The following is a 211-nucleotide window of genomic DNA, read 5'->3' as shown; positions in this document are numbered from 1 at the left end:
CTTAGGTCTAAATGCTGTAAAGCCACCAAAGATGTCAAATGGGCTAATCCAGCATCCTTAAAATTATGGCATCCAGCCAAATTCAAATGCTGTAAAGCCACCAAAGGTGCCAAATGGGCTAATCCAGCATCCGTAAAATGGTGGCTGTAACTCAGATCTAAGTGCTGTAAAGCCACTAAAGGTCGCAAGTGTGCTAATCCAGCGTCAGTAA

At 43.6% G+C, this 211-nt stretch carries 1 pseudogene; it reads right to left on the bottom strand.

What is annotated here, in order from left to right:
* Nucleotides 1-211, bottom strand: a pseudogene (locus BU804_RS02110) (hypothetical protein); the annotation flags it as partial.

Source organism: Candidatus Protochlamydia sp. W-9 (assembly GCF_001950615.1).
GTDB classification, from domain to species: domain Bacteria; phylum Chlamydiota; class Chlamydiia; order Chlamydiales; family Parachlamydiaceae; genus Protochlamydia; species Protochlamydia amoebophila.
This window is presented reverse-complemented; position numbering and strand designations above follow the sequence as displayed.